The organism is Burkholderia sp. 567 (assembly GCF_040545115.1).
GTDB lineage: Bacteria > Pseudomonadota > Gammaproteobacteria > Burkholderiales > Burkholderiaceae > Burkholderia > Burkholderia ambifaria.
Genome location: NZ_JBEPLG010000015.1, coordinates 127,540 through 146,251 on the forward strand (window position 1 = coordinate 127,540; position 18,712 = coordinate 146,251).

Below are 18,712 nucleotides of genomic sequence, written 5' to 3' on the forward strand. Positions count from 1 at the left end.
GAGTGCCTAGCGGCTTTTTGCTGCTGACCGACTGCTCGTCAGACGTCGAGCTGCGCGTCCGTGATGCCGAGCGCGGCGGCGATCTCCTCGCGCGTCGACTTGCGCAGCTTCTCGCTGCTTTCCTGTTGAGCGTAGGCGGACTGGCTGATGCCGAGTCGCGTCGCGACTTCGGCCTGCGTCAGCCCGAGGTACTCGCGCCACGCGCGCAGGGGCGTCGCCCCGTCGACCGTTGCGCTGACGACAGCATGCGGAATCAGGTCGCGCTCTTCGTCGCGCTGTGCCATGTATTCCGCGTAGGGGATCACCACAAAAGCCGGCGCTCCGTCCGGCCCGTTGATGATTTGGATGTTAGTACATGAGTTCATCGCGTTTCTTTACCCCCTCGATTTCGACTACCTTGATCTCACCGTCCCAGTTGAATATGACTCGGTAGTTGCCAACCCTCAGCCGGTAGTCATATTCGCGATTCGCCGGTATTCCTGCACGAACGCGTCGCATTGCTCGTTCGTCAGCTCGGCTGGGGGGATGGGAAACGCTGGAAATGGTGCAGCGGTATGCGCACCTGTCAGCCGATCACCTAGCGCCTTGGGTCACGCCGCTGACGGCCGAGCCCGTGCCGGTGCCAGCTGCAATTCAGCTGCAACGAGACAATGCGACGAAGGGTGGAAATCGCTGAGAGCCTTACTAGACTTGGCGCGCCCGGCTGGGATCGAACCAGCAACCCCTGCCTTCGGAGGGCAGTACTCTATCCATTGAGCTACGGGCGCGTGTGACAGTGAACTGACCCTGATAAACCGGCCGCCCACCATTGGCAAGACAGCAAGGATACCCGGTTTCCCATGACGCGTCCACCGTGCCCGCCCGAATCCCTACCCGGCCCTCTTTCGTGCGGGTAAACACGCGCCTTCGCACCGCTCGCCGTGATGTAAACGTTCCGTCTATAATCGTCCGTGCTTCATTGGACTGCCATTTGCCGTTGCACCGCGCTCACAATTCCTATTAATGGAGACGAGGCAAGCATGAGCGAAGCACCCCACGAATCTCCCGTCAAAACTCCCGGGCAACTGATTGCCGTCATCATTGCGTCGTTCGCGATTCCGATCGCCGTGATCGTCCTGTTTGCCACCTATGCCAACCATGCGTTCCGTGCGGGCGCAGGCACGGACGCGCTCTCCGACGAGCAGGTCGCCGCGCGCATCGCACCGATTGCGAAGGTCGACGTGAAGGACGCCAACGCGCCCCGCACGTACAAAACCGGCGAGGAAGTCTACAAGGCCGTGTGCGTGACCTGTCACGGCACGGGCGCCGCCGGCGCGCCGAAGGTCGGCAACAAGGACGACTGGGCGCCGCGCATCTCGCAGGGCTTCGACACGCTGCTGAAGACGGCGCTGTCCGGCAAGGGCGCGATGCCGCCGCGCGGCGGCACCAACCCCGACGACGTCAGCGACTATGAAATCGCCCGTGCGATCGTCTACATGGCGAACAACGACGGCGCGAACTTCCCCGAGCCGGCTGCCCCGGCCGCCAATGCGGCGCCGGCAGCCAGCGGCGCGGCGGGCGCGGCGGCCACGGCAGGCGCATCGGGCGCCGACGCATCCAACGCGCAAGCCGCCGCCGCAATGGCCGCGATCGCCGCGATTCCGAAGGCCGGCGAAAAGCCCGCGGCCGCACCGACCAGCGCCGACGCCGCATCGGCCGGCAAGGCGCTGTACACGCAGGTGTGCCAGGCGTGTCACGCGGCCGGCGTGCTCGGCGCGCCGAAGTTCGGTAACAAGGACGACTGGGCGCCGCGCCTGAAGGAGTCGATGGATACCGTCTACAACTACGCGCTGCACGGCAAGGGCGCGATGCCGCCGAAGGGCGGGTCGAACGCGTCCGATGCCGACGTGAAGGCGGCCGTCGACTACATGGTCAACGCGTCGAAGTAACGCCTGCCGGCCAGAAAAAAACCCCGCGGTGCACGCGCATCGCGGGGGTTTTGTTTTGCCGAGGCCGAATCGAAGGCCGCCGCGCACGTCACTTCTGCAACAACGCCTTCAGGCTCGCGAGCCGGTCCTTCGGCGTCATCGGCGCTTCTTCCGGCGTCGGCGGCGGTGCTTCGTCGAGCCCCATCTCGGGGATGAAGCGCGACGGCTCGCACACGACCGTCTCGCGCGCCCGCTTGCGCTTCTTGCACCAGTTCAGATGCAGACTGCGCTGCGCACGCGTGATCGCGACGTACATCAGCCGGCGCTCCTCCTCGATCCGCTCGCTGTCGATCGGGCCGTCGTCCTCGCTGCCGCCGCGGTGCGGCATGATGCCTTCCTCGACGCCGACCAGGAACACGTGCGGATACTCGAGGCCCTTCGATGCATGGACGGTCGACAGCCGCACGGCGTCCGGATCCTCGTCCTTGCCTTCGAGCATCGACATCAGCGCGACGGTCTGGATCAGGCCGAGCAGGTTCTTGCCGGTATCGGCGAGCCCGTCCGCGTTATGGAACCCTTCCGCCTCGCCGTCGACGGCTTCCGTCTCGGGCTTCGTGCCCTTGCGCTTCAGCCATTCGAGGAATTCGAGCACGTTCTGCCACTTCGACTGGGCCTGCCGCTCGTCAAACGCGTCGTACAGGTAGGCCTCGTAGTGGATGGCCTCCATCATGTCGTCGAGCACGACGGTCGCGGGCTCCTTGTCCGCGCGATCGGTCAGGCGCTGGATGAAGTCGCAGAACATGCGCAGCGGCTCGACCTGCCGCGCGGACAGCCGCGCCTCGATCCCGCCCATGTACACGGCCTCGAACAGCGACACCTTGGCCTGGCCCGCGAACGAGCCGAGCGCCTCGAGCGTCGTGTTGCCGATCCCGCGGCGCGGGGTCGTGACCGCGCGGATGAACGCGGGATCGTCGTCGGCGTTCGCGATCAGGCGCAGGTACGCGCACAGATCCTTGATCTCGGCCTTGTCGAAGAACGACTGGCCGCCCGACAGCACGTACGGGATCCGCTCACGCCGCAGCACCTGCTCGAAGATTCGCGCCTGGAAGTTGCCGCGATACAGGATTGCGTAGTCGCGGAACTGCGCGCGCCGCTCGAACTTGTGCGCGGATAGCCGGAACACGACCGATTCGGCTTCGTGTTCCTCGTCGTTGCACGGCGTAACGGTGATCGAGTCGCCCATCCCGTGCTCGGACCACAGTTTCTTCTCGAACAGCTTCGGGTTGTTGGCGATCACGTTGTTCGCGGCGGTCAGGATCCGCACGGTCGACCGGTAGTTCTGCTCGAGCTTGATCACGTGCAGCTTCGGGAAATCCTTGCCGAGCTGCGCGAGGTTTTCGAGCGTCGCGCCGCGCCAGCCGTAGATCGCCTGGTCGTCGTCGCCCACCGCCGTGAACGCGGCGCGCGGGCCGGCGAGCTGCTTCAGCAGCTCGTACTGGCACGCGTTGGTGTCCTGGTATTCGTCGATCAGCAGATAGCGCAGCTTGTTCTGCCAGCGGTCGCGCACCTGTTCGTTCTTCGCGAACAGCTCGGCCGGCAGGCGGATCAGGTCGTCGAAGTCGACCGCCTGGTACGCATGCAGCGTCGCGACGTAGTTGCGGTAGACCAGCGCCGCCTGGTGCTCGTCCTCGTTGGCCGCGATCGTCATCGCCTCGTCGGGCATGATCAGGCCGTTCTTCCACAGCGAGATGGTGCTCTGGATCTTGCGGATCAGGCCCTTGTCGGTGGTGCCGATCTGCTCCTGGATCATCCCGAAGCAGTCGTCCGAATCCATGATCGAGAACTGCGGCTTCAGCCCGACGTGCTCGGCCTCCTGGCGCAGGATCTGCACGCCGAGCGAGTGGAACGTGCACACGGTGAGCTGATTGACGGGCACCTTGCGGCCTTCCTTGCCGGGCGTGGTGAGCGTCTTGCCCTCCAGCAGCTTCGACACGCGCTCGCGCATTTCGGCGGCCGCCTTGTTCGTGAACGTGACGGCCGCGATGTGGCGCGGCTCGAAGCCTTTCGCTTCGATCAGGTGCGCGATCTTCTGCGTGATCACGCGGGTCTTGCCGCTGCCCGCGCCGGCGAGCACGAGGCAGGGACCGTCGAGGTAGCGCACCGCTTCGTTCTGAGCGGGGTTGAGGCCTGCGGACATGATGGCGGATGATGTTGCGGTTGACGGCGAGACGCCGGGAGGATGCCGCGCGCGGCAGGCCTGGAATGCAGGCGGACACACGGGGCAGGACGCGCATGTTAACACGTCGGCGGCGCACTTTTCGGGAACCCCGCCGCACGGGGATCGCGCAGGCAGGCTGCCGTTTCGTCCCCTGTCCGATCGGCCAATCCGGCCCCATCCGCGGCCCGATCGGCCACAATGGACGCATGTCGGCGCGTCTGCGCGCTGCGCCCGCCAGCATCGTTACTGGATCGATTTCATGGGATACCCGTTCGCCACCGCCGCCCTCGGCCCGCTGCTGTTCCTCCAGGGGCGCCACGTGCGCCGTGTCACGCCACGGCTGCCCGAGGCGGCCGGCCCGCGCGACGGCGTGGCCGGCGACGGCCCGCCGCTGCGCGTGCTGGTGGTCGGCGATTCGGCCGCCGCAGGCGTCGGCGTCGCGTCGCAGCACGACGCGCTGTCCGGGCAGCTGGCGCGCACGCTCGCAGCCAGCCACCGGGTCGGCTGGAAGCTGCTCGCGCGCACCGGCCTGACCACGCGGGAGCTCGTCGACTGGCTCGCGACCGAGCCGGCCGAGCCGTTCGACGTGGCCGTGACCTCGCTCGGCGTCAACGACGTGACGGGCGGTGTGCCGCCGGCCCGCTGGCAGGCGCAGCAGGCCGAGCTCGTGCGGCTGCTCGCCGCGCGCTTCGAAGTCGGGCACGTGATCCTGTCGGCGGTGCCGCCGATGGAGCGCTTTCCCGCGCTGCCGCAGCCGCTCGCGTGGTATCTGGGGCTGCGCGCGAAGCGGCTCAATGCCGCGCTCGCCGACTGGGCCGCGACCCAGCCGAACTGCACGTTCCTGCGCGTCGCGCTGCCGCTCGAGCGCCACCTGATGGCGGCCGACGGCTTTCATCCGGGCGCGGTGGCCTGCGCCGCGTGGGCCGCGCAAGTGGCCGACGCACTGCCGCGGCAGCGGGCGCCGGCTCGCGCGGCACGCTGACGGCCTTCCGGCCGACGCCCCCATGCCGCCGCCACGCCGCGGCAGCGCGCGCCGGATCTCGCAACACGCTGACGGCCTGCGTGCGGCGACCCCATGCGGCCGCCGCACGACCAACCGCACGCCAGTACCCTTCCGATGCCGCGCCAAACGCCGGCCACAACCGCGCATCCGCCGCCTCCTCCCGCGCATTTTGCAGACGGCCGCGATGCGTGCCGCCGCGCCATGCCAAAATAGCCGGTCATCCACGCGCCGCCACGGCGCGCCATCCTTTCGTTTCGTACGCAGCCAGGGATCGCCATGTCGTCATTGCTCAGGATTGGTTTGATGGGTTTCGGTTTCGCCGGCGCGACCTTCCACGCGCCCGTGATCGCCGCGAGCGGCCGCACCGAGGTCGCCGCGATCGCGACGGGGCAGCCCGATCGCGCACGCGCCGCGTATCCGGGCGCGCGCATCGTCCCCGATCTCGATACGCTGCTCGGCCTCGACGATATCGACTGCGTGGTGATCGCCACGCCGAACGACACCCACTTCACGCTCGCGCGCCAGGTGCTCGAAGCCGGCCGTCACGTCGTCGTCGACAAGCCGGTCACGCTCACCGCCGACGAAGCGCTCACGCTCGCGCGGCTCGCGAACGCGCGCAGCCGCCTGTTCGCGCCGTTCCACAACCGCCGCTGGGACGGCGACTTCCTCACCGTGCGCCGCATCGTCGAATCCGGCGAACTCGGCCGGCTGACGTATTTCGCGTCGCACTTCGACCGTTTCCGGCCGACCCCGCGCACGCGCTGGCGCGAGGAGCCCGCCCGCGGCGGCGGCCTGCTGCTCGACCTCGGCCCGCACCTGATCGACCAGGCGCTCGCGCTGTTCGGGCTGCCGGACACGGTCAGCGCGACGGTCAAGACGCGCCGCGACAACGGCACGGCGCCCGATTTCGTGCATCTGCTGCTCGGCTATCCGGACAAGGACGTCGCGCTGCACGCGAGCGCGCTGTCGGCGATCGAGCCCGCGCGCTTCACGCTGCACGGTACGTGCGGCAGCTACCAGAAGTTCGGGCTCGATACGCAGGAAGACCAGTTGAAGGCTGGCCTCACGCCCGACCACGTCGAGTTCGGCGGCGGCAACCCGCCCGGCGTGCTGCGCACGCTCGAAGGCGAGGTCGAGGTCGAGCGGCCGGTGCCGACGCTCGACGGCCAGTATGCGGAGTTCTATCGCGCGCTCGCCGCGTCGGTCCACGACGGCGCACCGTTCCCGGTCACGCCGCAGGACGCGGTCGACGTGATGACGATCATCGAGCTTGCCGCGCAGAGCGAGCACGAAGGCCGTCGGGTACCATTCGTGCGCCGCATCGTCTGACGGCCGCCGGCCGGGTCGATGCCGCTCCGGCCACAAAGCCGCCATCTCGCGGCAATCCGCGCCATTGCGCGCCGCCCCGCACGCCGGCGGCGGCCATGCGTCAGCCCCACGGCGCCCTGCCCCGAACATTCCGTTACAAATGGTGCGGGAACGAAAGTCAGCGGTCGACCGGTCTGACGCGTTTCTCAAAAAGTCGATCCGACTCCAAACCGTCAGGAGAATGTGATGCAACGGTTGATTCGCGCAGCGGCATGCTGCGTCCTGGTTTCCTCGCTCGCCGCGTGTGTCGTGCAGCCGCAGCGGCCGGTCCGGCAGGCGCCGCCGCCTCCCCCGCGACCGAATCCGCAGGTCATCGCGAATGACCGCATGCAGGAGGTCCAGGGCCGGATCGACAACCTGCACCGCCGGATCGACACGCGCGTCAACGGCGGCTACTACCCGCCGCCGTACGGCGCGCAGCTGCACCATCGCCTCGACGTGATCCGCCAGGAAGCGAACGACATGTCGACCCAGCACAACGGCGGCCTGTCCGGCGACGAGCAGCGCGTGCTGAACCAGGAACTCGACACGGCCGCGCGCGCGATCGGCGAGTGACGCCGGCGCCCGCCGGCCCCGGCAAAAGCGGCGGCGCCCCACGCCGTCGCTTGTCGCGAAGCGACATTCTTTTGCTCAAATTGACAACGCCCACCCGCTCGCGTACAGTCGCCCGCACGCGTCGGGAGAGCGTGTGACCGCGTAGCTAGGAACGCCGGTCGCGCCGCCGAAGGGGCACACCCGCAAACTCTCAGGCAAAAGGACCGACCGCGTCGGGGAATCCCGTCCGCGCATTGCGCGGGCCGCACTCCCCGCACTCTGGAGAGCGGCAGTAGCCCGTTGCGCCCATGCGGCGCGGGCAAGCTGCCCACCGAAGGGGCGCGCGTTCGCAGGCTCACGGCCGCAGCGCAATCTCTCAGGTATCGAGGACAGAGGGGCATGTACCGGATCGCTCGCAGGCACACGGCCGCGGCGGTCGGCACATGGCCGTTCTGACCCGCGCGCAAGCGCCTTGCCTGAGGCCTCGATGACTGCACTGAATCACACCCCGCTCAACGCCGCGCATCGCGCGCTCAATGCCCGCATGGTCGACTTCGGCGGCTGGGACATGCCCGTCAACTACGGCTCGCAGATCGAAGAACACGAAGCCGTGCGCACCGACGCCGGCATGTTCGACGTGTCGCACATGTGCGTCGTCGATTTCACCGGCAGCCGCGTGCGCGCGTTCTTCGAGCACGCGATCGCGAACAACGTCGGCAAGCTCAAGACCCCCGGCAAGGCGCTCTACTCGTGCCTGCTCAATCCGCAGGGCGGCGTCATCGACGACCTGATCGTCTATTACTTCACCGAAGACTTCTTCCGCGTCGTCGTCAACGCCGGCACGGCCGAGAAGGACATCGCGTGGTTCAACCAGCTCAACGAGCAAGGCGGCTACGGCCTGACCATCGCGCCGCGCCGCGATTTCGCGATCGTCGCCGTACAGGGCCCGAACGCCCGTGAAAAGGTCTGGACGACGGTGCCCGCCGCGCGCGCCGCCACCAGCGAACTGAAGCCGTTCAACGCCGCGCGGGTCGCCGGCACGCCGTTCGCCGAGCTCACCGTCGCGCGCACCGGCTACACCGGCGAAGACGGCTTCGAAGTGATCGTCCCGGCCGTGCACGTCGAAGCGCTGTGGACCGCGCTGCAGCAAAACGGCGTGCGTCCGTGCGGGCTCGGCGCGCGCGACACGCTGCGCCTCGAGGCCGGCATGAACCTGTACGGCCAGGACATGGACGAGACCGTGTCCCCGCTCGACGCGGGCCTCGCATGGACGGTCGACCTGTCGGCACCGCGCGACTTCGTCGGCCGTGCCGCGCTCGAGCGCGACGGCACGCGCGCCGCGTTCGTCGGCCTGATCCTGCAAAAGGAAAACGGCAAGGCGGGCGGCGTGCTGCGCGCGCACCAGAAGGTCGTCACCCCGCACGGCGAAGGCGAGATCACGAGCGGCACGTTCTCGCCGTCGATGCAGGAATCGATCGCGTTCGCACGCGTGCCAGCGGCGGTCCACGTCGGCGACACCATACATGTGCAGATTCGAGACAAGCAACTTCCCGCGCGCGTGGTAAAACTGCCGTTCGTGCGCAACGGCAAGGTCCTCGCTGCGTAACGACCGGGGGGCCACCTCCCGGCAAGCCGGGAAATGGCGCCCGGCGCAACCCCATCCGGCGCGCCCCGGCGGCGCGCCAGCATAACGAACATACCTTTTATCCAGGAGCATCCGATGAGCAACGTCCCGGCCGATCTGAAGTACACCGACGAACACGAGTGGATCCGCACCGAAGCCGACGGCACGCTGACGGTCGGCATCACCGATCACGCGCAGAGCACGCTCGGCGACATCGTCTTCCTCGAGCTGCCGGCAGTCGGCAAGTCGGTGAGCGCGGGCGACGCAGTCGGCGTCGTCGAATCGGTGAAGGCGGCATCCGACATCTACTCGCCGGTGTCCGGCGAGATCATCGCCATCAACGAAGAAGCCGCCGACTCGCCGGAAGAAGTGAACAGCGACGCATACGCCGTGTGGCTCTTCAAGATCAAGCTCGCGGACGGCGCATCGACCGACAAGCTGATCGACGCCGACGCATACGGCAAGCTGATCGACTAATTTTCCTTACCCGAACCGCGCGCGGCCGGCCAGCCAGCCGGCCCGCGCGGGACCAGAGTCACGCCATGAAGCTCGAACACCCGGACCGTCTGATGAACCGCACGCCCCTCTCGCTCGCCGCGCTCGAAACGCACGACGCGTTCGCAGAACGCCACATCGGCCCCGATGCCGCCAGCCAGCAGGCCATGCTCGACACGCTCGGCTTCGCGTCGCGCGCCGCCCTGATCGACGCCGTGATCCCGGCCTCGATCCGCCGCGCCGAAACGCTGCCGCTCGGCCCGTTCGCGCAGCCGAAGAGCGAGGCCGAAGCCCTCGCCGCGCTGCGTGCCCTCGCGGACAAGAACCAGGTGTTCCGCTCATACATCGGCCAGGGCTATCACGACACGCACACGCCGGCCGTGATCCTGCGCAACGTGCTCGAAAACCCGGCGTGGTACACGGCCTACACGCCGTACCAGCCCGAAATTTCCCAGGGTCGCCTCGAGGCGCTCCTGAACTTCCAGCAGATGGTCGCCGACCTCACGGGCCTCGCGATCTCGAACGCATCGCTGCTGGATGAAGCCACCGCCGCGGCCGAAGCGATGACGCTGCTGCAGCGCACCGGCAAGCCGACGTCGAACGTGTTCTACGTCGCCGACGACGTGCTGCCGCAGACGCTCGAAGTGATCCGCACGCGCGCGCTGCCGGTCGGCATCGAAGTCAAGACGGGCCCGGCGGCCGACGCCGCGCAGGCCAACGCGTTCGGCGTGTTGCTGCAATATCCGGGCGTCAACGGCGACGTGCGCGACTACCGCGCGCTCACCGAAGCGATCCACGCGGCCGGCGGCCATGTGGTCGTCGCGGCCGACCTGCTCGCGCTGACCGTGCTGACGCCGCCCGGCGAATGGGGCGCGGACGTCGCCGTCGGCAACACGCAGCGCTTCGGCGTGCCGATGGGCTTCGGCGGCCCGCACGCCGCGTATCTCGCGGTGCGTGACGAATTCAAGCGCCAGATGCCGGGCCGCCTCGTCGGCGTGACCGTCGACGCACAGGGCAAGCCCGCGCTGCGCCTCGCGCTGCAGACGCGCGAACAGCACATCCGCCGCGAGAAGGCGACATCGAACGTGTGTACCGCGCAAGCGCTGCTCGCGATCATGGCGAGCATGTATGCGGTCTACCATGGCCCGCACGGCCTGAAGACGATCGCGCTGCGCGTGAACCGCATCGCGGCGCTGTTCGCCGCCGGCGTGAAGCAGCTCGGCTTCGCGCCCATCAACGACACGTTCTTCGACACGCTGACGATCGACACCGGCGCGCGCACCGCGCAGGTCCACGAATTCGCGAAGGCCCGCCGCATCAACCTGCGTCGCGTGAGCGACACGCAAGTGGGCGTGTCGATCGACGAAACGACGACCCGCGACGACCTCGCCGATCTCCTCGCCGTGTTCGCGCAGGCCGCGGGCGGCACCGCGCCGTCCGTCGACGCGCTGGACGCGGGCCTCGCCGGCGTCGTCGCGCTGCCGGCCGGCCTCGAGCGCACGAGCGCGTACCTGACGCACCACGTGTTCAACCGTCACCATTCCGAGACCGAAATGCTGCGCTACCTGCGCAGCCTGTCGGACAAGGATCTCGCGCTCGACCGCTCGATGATCCCGCTCGGCTCGTGCACGATGAAGCTGAACGCGACGTCGGAAATGCTGCCGGTCACGTGGCCCGAGTTCGGCAGGATCCACCCGTTCGCGCCGGCCGAGCAGACCGTCGGCTACCGCGAGATGATCGACCAGCTCGAGCAGATGCTCGTCGCGGCCACCGGCTACGCGGCCGTGTCGCTGCAGCCGAACGCCGGCTCGCAGGGCGAATACGCGGGCCTGCTGATCATCCACGCGTACCACGCATCGCGCGGCGAAGCACATCGCGACGTATGCCTGATCCCGGCTTCCGCCCACGGCACGAACCCGGCCTCCGCACACATGGCCGGCATGAAGGTCGTGGTCGTCGCATGCGACGCGCAGGGCAACGTCGACATCGCCGATCTCAAGGCGAAGGCCGAGCAGCACGCGAACGACCTCGCGGCGATCATGATCACGTATCCGTCGACGCACGGCGTGTTCGAGCAGAACGTGCGCGAGATCTGCGAGATCGTCCATGCGCACGGCGGCCAGGTGTATGTCGACGGCGCGAACATGAACGCGATGGTCGGCCTGACCGCGCCGGGCCAGTTCGGCGGCGACGTGTCGCACCTGAACCTGCACAAGACCTTCTGCATCCCGCACGGCGGTGGCGGCCCGGGCGTCGGCCCGGTCGCGGTCGGCGCGCACCTCGCGAAGTTCCTGCCGAACCAGCGTTCGACCGGCTACACGCGCGAAGAAGACGGTATCGGCGCGGTCTCGGCCGCGCCGTACGGCTCGGCGTCGATCCTGCCGATCTCGTGGATGTACATCGCGATGATGGGCGCGAAGAACCTGACCGCCGCCACCGAGACCGCGATCCTCAACGCGAACTACATCGCGAAGCGCCTCGCGCCGCACTACCCGGTGCTGTATTCGGGCCCGGGCGGCCTGGTCGCGCACGAGTGCATTCTCGACCTGCGCCCGATCAAGGAAACGAGCGGCATCAGCGTCGACGACGTCGCGAAGCGCCTGATGGACTACGGCTTCCACGCGCCGACGATGAGCTTCCCGGTGCCGGGCACGCTGATGGTCGAGCCGACCGAATCGGAATCGCAGGAAGAACTCGACCGCTTCATCGCTGCGATGATCGCGATCCGCGAGGAAATCCGCGCGGTCGAGGAAGGCCGCGCCGATCGCGAGGACAACCCGCTGCGTCACGCGCCGCATACGGCCGCCGTCGTCACCGCGAACGAGTGGCCGCACGCGTACTCGCGCGAGCAGGCCGCGTACCCGGTCGCATCGCTCGGCACGAACAAGTACTGGCCGCCGGTCGGCCGTGCGGACAACGCTTACGGCGACCGCAACCTGTTCTGCTCGTGCGTGCCGATGTCGGACTACGCATAACGCCTGCCGCGCGCCGGAGTCCGATCGTGACCACACCGCACGCAACCATCGGTTGCGTGCGGTTTTTGCGTTCGCCGCCCGGCCAATCGATTCACGCTTGCCCGCCAATCCGGCTAACATCACACGCGATCCAGCCAATCAAGGAGTTCCGCATGGTGCGTCCGATGTTTCCGGGCCAGGGTGCAACGCAGGAGCGGCCGCGCACGCGCCGCTTCGTGCCGCTGCTCGTCGCGTCGCTGTCGTTCGCTACCGTCGGCCTCGGCACGGCCGGCAGCGCGCATGCAGCGATGAATTTCTGCGCGGCGCCCGCGTTGCAGGCGAGCGAAACGATCCAGGCCGAGCCTGGTGTGCAGGCGCTGATCCGCAGCGTCGACGCGCGCATCGGCGAGCAGCCGAAGGCGATGCCGCGCGTGCACACCGAGGGCACGCTGCCGCACGAGGGCATCTACGACCAGAGCGCCGACGCGCTGAAGGACATGGAGCTGATGCGCGACGCCGCGCTCGCGTGGCGCGTGACGAATGCGCCACGCTACCTGCAGCTCGTCGACCGCTTCCTGTCCGCGTGGGTGTCGACCTACCAGCCGAGCTTCAACCCGATCGACGAGACGCGCTTCGACAGCCTGATCGTCGCGTACGACATGACGGCGAGCGCGCTGCCGGTCAAGACGCGCAACGCCACCGCCGCGTTCATCGCGAAGCTCGGCGCCGGCTATGTCGCGCAGATCGACGCGCAGAAGCGCCCGCTCACCGGCACATGGCGCAACAACTGGCAGAGCCACCGGATCAAGCTGATCGCGCTGTCCGCGTTCACGCTCGGCGACCGCAAGATGATGAACGCCGCGCAGCGGCTGTTCGTCGAGCATCTCGCCGACAACATTGGTCCGGACGGCAAGACCTGGGATTTCGACGAACGCGATGCGCTGCATTACGCGGTGTACGACCTGCAGCCGCTGGTGACGGCCGCGCTCGCCGCGCGCCGCTTCAACCGCAACTGGCTGCGCGAGCGCGGCGCGAACGGCGCGTCGCTCGCGGCCGCGCTCGACTGGCTCGTGCCGTACGCGCTCGGCGAGAAGACGCACGAGGAATTCGTGAATTCGCCGGTGCCGTTCGACGCGAAGCGCCGCGAAGCCGGCTTGCCGGGCTACACGGGGCAGTGGGACCCGAAAAACGCCACCGAACTCTTTCATCTGGCCGCGCGGCTCGACGGGCGCTATGCCCGTGTCGCGCGGCAGTTATCCGTCATGCCGCCCGCATGGCTGGCCGCGTGCCTGCCATTGCAGGCGCGCTAGCATCATTCTCAAAGCAAGGCAGGTATCAAAATGGCAGTCAGCGTGTTTGACCTCTTCAAGATCGGCATCGGCCCGTCCAGTTCGCATACGGTCGGACCGATGCGCGCGGCGCTGATGTTCGTCCAGGGCCTCGAGCGCGACGGGCTGCTCGACGCGACGGCCAACGTGAAGGTCGAGCTGTACGGGTCGCTCGGCGCGACCGGCAAGGGCCACGGCACCGACCGCGGCGTGATGCTCGGCCTGCTCGGCGACGCGCCCGACACCGTCGATCCCGACACGATCGACGCGCGGCTCGACGACGTCCGCAAGTCGAAGCAGCTCGCGCTGCTCGGCACGCATCCGGTGCCGTTCGTGCTGAAGGAGCACATCGCGTTCTACCGGCAGGCGCTGCCCGAGCATCCGAACGGGATGAAGCTGCGCGCGTCCGACGCGAACGGCGACGTGCTGGTCGAGCGCACCTACCTGTCGGTCGGCGGCGGCTTCGTCGTGACGGCCGGCGCGCCGAACACGAAGGTGCTGAGCGCGGCCGAGCAGATGACGCACCCGTTCCGCACCGGCGCCGAGCTGCTCGCGCTGACCGAGGCGACCGGCAAGTCGATCGCGCGGCTGATGTGGGAAAACGAGCGCGCGTGGCACACCGAGGAAGAGACGCGCGACGGGCTGCTGAAGATCTGGGCCGTGATGCAGTCGTGCGTGTCGCGCGGCTGCGGGATCGGCAACCCGGACGCCGACGGCAACCTGCCCGGCCCGTTCCAGGTGAAGCGCCGCGCGCCGCAGCTGTATCGCACGCTGACCGGCAACCCCGAACAGGCGCTGCAGGATCCGCTGTCGATGATCGACTGGATCAACCTGTATGCGATCGCCGTCAACGAGGAAAACGCGGCCGGCGGCCGCGTCGTCACCGCGCCGACCAACGGCGCGGCCGGCATCATTCCGGCGGTGCTGCACTACTACACGCGCTTCACGCCGGGCGCGAACGAACAGGGCGTGATCGACTTCCTGCTGACGGCCGCGGCGATCGGCATTCTGTACAAGCTGAATGCATCGATTTCGGGCGCGGAGGTGGGCTGCCAGGGCGAAGTGGGCGTCGCGTGCTCGATGGCGGCCGGCGCGCTCGCGGCCGTGCTCGGCGGCACGCCGCGCCAGGTCGAGAACGCGGCCGAGATCGGGATGGAGCACAACCTCGGCCTCACCTGCGACCCGGTCGGCGGGATGGTGCAGATTCCGTGCATCGAGCGCAACGCGATGGCGTCGGTGAAGGCCGTCAACGCGGCGCGCATGGCGCTGCGCGGCGACGGCTCGCACTACGTGTCGCTCGACTCGGTGATCAAGACGATGCGCGAGACGGGCGCCGACATGAAGACGAAGTACAAGGAAACCTCGCGGGGTGGCCTGGCGGTGAATATTGTCGAGTGCTGATGCGGGGTCGGACGGTAATGCGGGGCGGATCGATGCCCCTGCATCACGGCCACTGCCGTCGCGCATGCAACACCCGGAGGACCTCCACGATCCCGTCGGCTGGGCGGATGCGATACACGACCACATAGTTCGGCGCGACCACCAGCTCGCGCGTGCCCGCCAGCCGCCCTTGCCGATACAGCTCGGCATGGGCCGGCAACGACCGTGCCCTTTCTTCCAGCAGTTCGTCGAGTTCGAGCGCAGCCAGCGGGTCGTCCTCGCCGATGTAGTCCATGATCGCGGCGCGATCCTCGTACGCCTTCGGATTCCAGTACAGCGCAAGGGTCAAGAAGCATCCCCTCGCCTGCCCGCGAGCCGCTCACGCAGCGCCGCACGGCGCGACGCGAAGTCGGCGCTGACCTCGGCGCCGGCAATCGGCGCCCGCGGATCGTCCAGCGCCTGCTGCACCTGCTCGCGAAACCAGCGATCGTGGGCCGCTGCCTCGTGCGCCGCCTTCAACGCGGCTGCGCGATCGGGCCGGGTCGCCCGGCCGGCCGCATCCGGGTCGAACGCCGACGCATCCACATCGAACCGGGTGATGCCGATGTCGCGTAGAAATCCGACCAGCGTTTCAAAACGGCGAAACACCCGCACGTCGCCGCGCTTGGCCGACAGGAAACGGTCGTGCGCGCCGCAACGGGCCGAGAGCGCCCAGCCGTTGCCGCAGCCGACCACGCGGGCCGCGCGTACGGCACCGACTTCGACCAGCTCCGTCAGCGTCTTTTGATCGATCGTTTCGGTTGCCATGGTGATCCTCGATGCGGTTTATCCATCCATTCGTTGAATTTTACTATTGAGCGGCCTCCCACTTTATTGTTGATTGGGATACGCCATTTCCGAGTCGACACAAATTCCCGACCCAACAATCCATAGCGGTCACTTTTCACCGCCCAGGGCGTGGGCACAAGCCGGCCGTTCGGCCAGGCGAAACCCCGGCGCGCGTTCCGAACTGGCCGGGGATCCGACACTTTTCAGCTGCCCGCCAACGGGCGTAAGCTGTACGTCCCGCTACCCAAGGAGACGGCAGCCCATGTCGCATTCCAAGGATCTCGAGCAGAGCGCCACCACCGGCGCGCGACTGCTCGTCGATGCGTTGCTCGCCAATCACGTCGAACGCGCGTTCTGCGTCCCGGGCGAGAGCTTCCTCGCCGTACTCGATGCGCTCGCGGATCACACCGCGCGCATCCAGACGGTCGTCTGCCGCCACGAGGCGGCCGCCGCGAACATGGCGGAGGCGGTCGGCAAGCTGACCGGCCGCCCCGGCATCGCGTTCGTCACGCGCGGGCCCGGCGCGACCCACGCGTCGATCGGCGTGCACACCGCGTTCCAGGATTCGACGCCGATGATCCTGTTCGTCGGCCAGTGCGCGCGCGAGCACCTCGACCGCGAAGCCTTCCAGGAAATCGACTACCGGCGGATGTTCGGCCAGATGGCGAAATGGGTCGCGCAGATCGACGACCCGCGCCGCATTCCCGAATACCTGAGCCATGCATTCCACGTCGCGACCGCCGGTCGGCCGGGCCCCGTCGTGCTCGCGCTGCCGGAGGACGTGCTGTCCGAAGCGTGCGCGTCGCAGCCGGTCGTGCCGGCCGCGAAACGCGTCGCGGCGTCGCCGTCGGCCGCGCAGCTCGACGAGCTGCGCGAACGGCTCGCGCGCGCGGAACGGCCGTTCGCGATCGTCGGCGGCAGCGGCTGGACGCCCGACGCATGCGCGGACCTGCGCACCTTCGTCGAGCGCTGGCAGTTGCCGGTCGCGTGCGCGTTCCGCTTCCAGGACACCTTCGACAACGCGCACCCGAACTACGCGGGCGACGTCGGCCTCGGGATCAATCCCGCGCTCGGCAAGCGGATTCGCGACGCCGACCTGCTGCTGGTGCTCGGCCCGCGCCTCGGCGAAGCGACGACGGGCGGCTACATGCTGCTCGACATCCCGAAGACGCGCCAGACGCTCATCCACGTGCACCAGGGCGCGGACGAGCTCGGCCGCGTGTATGCGGCCGACCTGCCGATCGTGTCGGGGATGCCGGAGATCGCGGCGCCGCTCGCCGCGCTCGAACCGCCGGCGCACCCCGCATGGGCCAGCACGGCCGCCGACGCGCACCGCGCGTACCGCGAATGGCATGCGCCGCTGCCGATGCCCGGCGACGTCCAGCTCGGCGACGTGATGGTGCAGCTGCGCGAGCGCCTGCCGCACGACGCGATCCTGACCAACGGCGCCGGCAACTACGCGATCTGGCTGCATCGCCACTTCGCGTACCGCCACTTCCGCTCGCAACTCGCGCCGACCAGCGGCGCGATGGGTTACGGGCTGCCCGCCGCGCTCGCGGCCAAGTCGCTGTATCCGGCGCGGGCCGTCGTCGCGCTCGCCGGCGACGGCTGCTTCATGATGGCCGGCAACGAACTCGCGACCGCGATGCAGTACGGGCTGAACATCGTCGCGATTGTCGTCAACAACGGGCATTTCGGTACGATCCGCATGCATCAGGAGCGCAACTATCCGGGGCGCGTGCATGGCACGGGGCTCACGAATCCCGACTTCGCCGCGTATGCGCGCGCGTTCGGCGCGCATGGCGAGACGGTCGAGCGCACCGCCGACTTCGCGCCGGCACTGGAGCGCGCGCTGACCTGCGGGCTGCCGGCGCTGATCGAGATCCGCATTCCGCAGGACGCCAGCACGCCGGCCGCGACGCTCGAGCAGATCCGCGAGCAGGGCCGCCGGGCGCGCGGCGCATGAGCATGGGCATGCACGCCGCACCGGCCAGTCTCGCGTTGTCGCACGACGACGCGCTCGTCCTCCCCGGCACGCTGCTCGCGCCCGACGGGACGCTCGTCGCGCCGTACGACGTCGAGCACGGCAGCGATCGCGCGGAAGGCTGCGTGCCCGCCGCGGCGGCGCTCGGCCTGCTGCATGCCGTTCATCGGCCGTTCCGGCGCGATTACGGCCGCACATCGGACGTGCACGTGATCAACGGGATGGGTGTCGCACTCGGCGACTCGGTGATCGGGCTGACCGCGCTCGCCGCGCTGCGCGCGATGCATCCGGGCGTGCGCTTCACGCTGTACCGGCCGGCCCGCGCACCGCGCTACGTCGAAGTGCTGTATGCGCTCGCAGCCGACGTCGTCGCGCCGTCACGCGCGCTGCCGTACGCCGCAAACGCACTGCCCGCGCACGCGCCGTGCATCGATCTCGGCAATCACCTGTACTGGCCCGCGTTCGCGGGGCAGCCGATGATCGATTTCTTCCTCGACGCGCTCGGGGTGGATCCGGCCACGGTGCCGGCCGCCGCGAAGCGCAATCGCTGGCTCGCGCGGCTGCGGCTGCCCGCGCTGCCGGCCGAATGGCAGCGGCCGTACGTGCTGTTTTGCCCGACGGCGAGCACCGCGGTGCGCAGCGTGCCGCCCGCGCTGCGCGCGGCATTCGTGGAGCGGCTCGCGCAGCGTTACGGGCTGCCGGTGGTCGGGTTCGGCCCGGTCGCGCATCCGGCTTACGTCGACGTGAGCCGCCACGCGCCCGACACCGCGCACTTCATTGCCTGGGTCAAGGGTGCCAGCGTGCTGTTCGCGCCCGACACGGCCGCGCTGCATGTCGCCGACGGCTTCGACGTGCCGACGCTCGCTTGTTTCACGACGATCGGGCCGGCGCTGCGCGTGCGCGACTATCCGCACTGCGTGCCGGTCGAGCTCGATGTGCCGGCCGAATTGCGCGGGCTGCATCGCAGCGAGCGGCCGGAGGATCTGACGGCGGTCGAAGCCGCTTACCGGGCGATCGACTGGGATGCGTTGCCGTGGCCGGCGCCGCGCGAAGCGGCCGCTGGGGGCGCCGCGGCCGAATAGAAAAACG

At 68.7% G+C, this 18,712-nt stretch carries 15 protein-coding genes, 1 tRNA gene and 2 riboswitches; of the genes, 11 read left to right on the forward strand and 5 right to left on the reverse strand.

The features are described from left to right. Nucleotides 1-38: 38 nt before the first annotated feature. Nucleotides 39-365, reverse strand: a complete 327-nt coding sequence (locus ABIC50_RS31690) for a helix-turn-helix domain-containing protein (protein WP_175723733.1) — start codon at nt 363-365, stop codon at nt 39-41. Between the two features lie 326 nt (nt 366-691). Further along, nucleotides 692-767: transfer RNA gene (locus ABIC50_RS31700), tRNA-Arg, on the reverse strand. A 252-nt stretch (nt 768-1,019) separates the two neighbouring features. Between ABIC50_RS31700 and ABIC50_RS31705 the strand changes: the two genes are divergently transcribed. Further along, on the forward strand, nt 1,020-1,928 hold the full coding sequence (locus ABIC50_RS31705; RefSeq protein WP_011655658.1) for a c-type cytochrome: 909 nt from the start codon (nt 1,020-1,022) through the stop codon (nt 1,926-1,928). 88 nt (nt 1,929-2,016) lie between these two features. Here the strand turns inward: ABIC50_RS31705 and ABIC50_RS31710 are convergent, their stop codons facing one another. Beyond that, nucleotides 2,017-4,104, reverse strand: coding sequence for a UvrD-helicase domain-containing protein (locus tag ABIC50_RS31710; RefSeq protein ID WP_006751043.1), 2,088 nt, complete (start codon nt 4,102-4,104; stop codon nt 2,017-2,019). A gap of 280 nt (nt 4,105-4,384) precedes the next feature. On the opposite strand from ABIC50_RS31710, the gene ABIC50_RS31715 reads away from it, so the two are divergent. From ABIC50_RS31715 to ABIC50_RS31750, 8 genes are all read left to right on the forward strand, one after another. Next, nucleotides 4,385-5,107 (forward strand): SGNH/GDSL hydrolase family protein, encoded by a 723-nt coding sequence (locus ABIC50_RS31715; protein WP_354168704.1) that lies wholly within the window; start codon nt 4,385-4,387, stop codon nt 5,105-5,107. 297 nt (nt 5,108-5,404) lie between these two features. Continuing rightward, nucleotides 5,405-6,457, forward strand: a complete 1,053-nt coding sequence (locus tag ABIC50_RS31720) for an oxidoreductase (RefSeq protein ID WP_126226941.1) — start codon at nt 5,405-5,407, stop codon at nt 6,455-6,457. A gap of 225 nt (nt 6,458-6,682) precedes the next feature. Continuing rightward, nucleotides 6,683-7,051, forward strand: a complete 369-nt coding sequence (locus ABIC50_RS31725) for a hypothetical protein (protein WP_175665525.1) — start codon at nt 6,683-6,685, stop codon at nt 7,049-7,051. Between the two features lie 112 nt (nt 7,052-7,163). Beyond that, nucleotides 7,164-7,267, forward strand: a riboswitch (glycine riboswitch). Nucleotides 7,268-7,299: 32 nt separating this feature from the next. After that, nucleotides 7,300-7,433, forward strand: a riboswitch (glycine riboswitch). Between the two features lie 84 nt (nt 7,434-7,517). Then, nucleotides 7,518-8,636, forward strand: a complete 1,119-nt coding sequence (gcvT, locus tag ABIC50_RS31730; RefSeq protein ID WP_354168706.1) for a glycine cleavage system aminomethyltransferase GcvT — start codon at nt 7,518-7,520, stop codon at nt 8,634-8,636. A gap of 114 nt (nt 8,637-8,750) precedes the next feature. Next, complete coding sequence (gcvH, locus tag ABIC50_RS31735; protein ID WP_105831295.1) at nt 8,751-9,131, forward strand: glycine cleavage system protein GcvH; 381 nt, start codon at nt 8,751-8,753, stop codon at nt 9,129-9,131. Between the two features lie 65 nt (nt 9,132-9,196). Continuing rightward, nucleotides 9,197-12,124 carry an aminomethyl-transferring glycine dehydrogenase gene (gene gcvP, locus ABIC50_RS31740; RefSeq protein WP_354168708.1) on the forward strand — a complete coding sequence of 976 codons (2,928 nt, stop codon included), beginning with the start codon at nt 9,197-9,199 and terminating at the stop codon, nt 12,122-12,124. Nucleotides 12,125-12,276: 152 nt separating this feature from the next. Then, entirely contained in the window at nt 12,277-13,413 is a 1,137-nt protein-coding gene (locus ABIC50_RS31745) for an alginate lyase family protein (RefSeq protein WP_175676205.1), read from the forward strand. A gap of 30 nt (nt 13,414-13,443) precedes the next feature. Next, nucleotides 13,444-14,832: an L-serine ammonia-lyase gene (locus ABIC50_RS31750; RefSeq protein ID WP_011655650.1), complete on the forward strand. Its 1,389-nt coding sequence runs from the start codon at nt 13,444-13,446 to the stop codon at nt 14,830-14,832. Between the two features lie 43 nt (nt 14,833-14,875). Here the strand turns inward: ABIC50_RS31750 and ABIC50_RS31755 are convergent, their stop codons facing one another. Next, nucleotides 14,876-15,160 (reverse strand): type II toxin-antitoxin system RelE/ParE family toxin, encoded by a 285-nt coding sequence (locus ABIC50_RS31755; protein ID WP_354168710.1) that lies wholly within the window; start codon nt 15,158-15,160, stop codon nt 14,876-14,878. After that, nucleotides 15,157-15,618 carry a ParC-related protein gene (locus ABIC50_RS31760; RefSeq protein WP_354168712.1) on the reverse strand — a complete coding sequence of 154 codons (462 nt, stop codon included), beginning with the start codon at nt 15,616-15,618 and terminating at the stop codon, nt 15,157-15,159. Before ABIC50_RS31760 ends, ABIC50_RS31755 begins: the two co-directional genes overlap by 4 nt. A 283-nt stretch (nt 15,619-15,901) precedes the next feature. On the opposite strand from ABIC50_RS31760, the gene ABIC50_RS31765 reads away from it, so the two are divergent. After that, on the forward strand, nt 15,902-17,605 hold the full coding sequence (locus tag ABIC50_RS31765) for a thiamine pyrophosphate-binding protein (protein ID WP_354168714.1): 1,704 nt from the start codon (nt 15,902-15,904) through the stop codon (nt 17,603-17,605). Then, nucleotides 17,602-18,705: a glycosyltransferase family 9 protein gene (locus ABIC50_RS31770; protein WP_354168716.1), complete on the forward strand. Its 1,104-nt coding sequence runs from the start codon at nt 17,602-17,604 to the stop codon at nt 18,703-18,705. Before ABIC50_RS31765 ends, ABIC50_RS31770 begins: the two co-directional genes overlap by 4 nt. The last annotated feature ends 7 nt before the right edge of the window (nt 18,706-18,712 follow it).

Bases quoted from the DNA above. Each gene is read 5' to 3' on its own strand.
- ABIC50_RS31690 (WP_175723733.1), bottom strand. From the start codon at position 365: ATGAACTCATGTACTAACATCCAAATCATCAACGGGCCGGACGGAGCG.
- ABIC50_RS31705 (WP_011655658.1), top strand. From the start codon at position 1,020: ATGAGCGAAGCACCCCACGAATCTCCCGTCAAAACTCCCGGGCAACTG.
- ABIC50_RS31710 (WP_006751043.1), bottom strand. From the start codon at position 4,104: ATGTCCGCAGGCCTCAACCCCGCTCAGAACGAAGCGGTGCGCTACCTC.
- ABIC50_RS31715 (WP_354168704.1), top strand. From the start codon at position 4,385: ATGGGATACCCGTTCGCCACCGCCGCCCTCGGCCCGCTGCTGTTCCTC.
- ABIC50_RS31720 (WP_126226941.1), top strand. From the start codon at position 5,405: ATGTCGTCATTGCTCAGGATTGGTTTGATGGGTTTCGGTTTCGCCGGC.
- ABIC50_RS31725 (WP_175665525.1), top strand. From the start codon at position 6,683: ATGCAACGGTTGATTCGCGCAGCGGCATGCTGCGTCCTGGTTTCCTCG.
- gcvT (WP_354168706.1), top strand. From the start codon at position 7,518: ATGACTGCACTGAATCACACCCCGCTCAACGCCGCGCATCGCGCGCTC.
- gcvH (WP_105831295.1), top strand. From the start codon at position 8,751: ATGAGCAACGTCCCGGCCGATCTGAAGTACACCGACGAACACGAGTGG.
- gcvP (WP_354168708.1), top strand. From the start codon at position 9,197: ATGAAGCTCGAACACCCGGACCGTCTGATGAACCGCACGCCCCTCTCG.
- ABIC50_RS31745 (WP_175676205.1), top strand. From the start codon at position 12,277: ATGGTGCGTCCGATGTTTCCGGGCCAGGGTGCAACGCAGGAGCGGCCG.
- ABIC50_RS31750 (WP_011655650.1), top strand. From the start codon at position 13,444: ATGGCAGTCAGCGTGTTTGACCTCTTCAAGATCGGCATCGGCCCGTCC.
- ABIC50_RS31760 (WP_354168712.1), bottom strand. From the start codon at position 15,618: ATGGCAACCGAAACGATCGATCAAAAGACGCTGACGGAGCTGGTCGAA.
- ABIC50_RS31765 (WP_354168714.1), top strand. From the start codon at position 15,902: ATGTCGCATTCCAAGGATCTCGAGCAGAGCGCCACCACCGGCGCGCGA.
- ABIC50_RS31770 (WP_354168716.1), top strand. From the start codon at position 17,602: ATGAGCATGGGCATGCACGCCGCACCGGCCAGTCTCGCGTTGTCGCAC.